The sequence below is a fragment of the Psychrobacter sp. TB55-MNA-CIBAN-0194 genome (assembly GCF_040309505.1).
Lineage (GTDB): Bacteria > Pseudomonadota > Gammaproteobacteria > Pseudomonadales > Moraxellaceae > Psychrobacter > Psychrobacter fozii.
The window spans coordinates 1-288 of record NZ_JBEOOW010000142.1 but is presented as its reverse complement, the minus strand read 5'-3'; the positions used below and the strand labels follow the sequence as shown (position 1 = coordinate 288).

The window sequence follows — 288 nt, the reverse complement described above, 5'->3', positions numbered from 1 at the left end:
ATTCTATGGTGCTATCTTGCAAGCGCTTGATTCTTCTACCAGTGCCAATCTGCTATCCATGCCATCGATTTTGACCTTGGACAATGAAAAAGCCAGTATCTTAGTGGGTCAGAACGTGCCGTTTGTGACAGGCTCCTACACCACGGGTAGTGACTCTTCGACCAATCCCTTTCAAACCATCGATCGCCAAGATATTGGTATCAATCTAAACGTCATCCCGCATATTGGTGCAAACGGCACCGTACGTTTAGAGGTATCACAGGAAGTCTCTTCAGTCGTACCGGGTAG

Annotated in this window: 1 protein-coding gene; it reads left to right on the top strand. The window is 47.2% G+C overall.

Annotated features, from left to right (window positions below):
* Window positions 1–288, top strand: a 288-nt coding sequence (locus AAEY75_RS14600; RefSeq protein ID WP_502944423.1) for a secretin GspD/PilQ domain-containing protein, incomplete at both ends; no start/stop codon positions are given.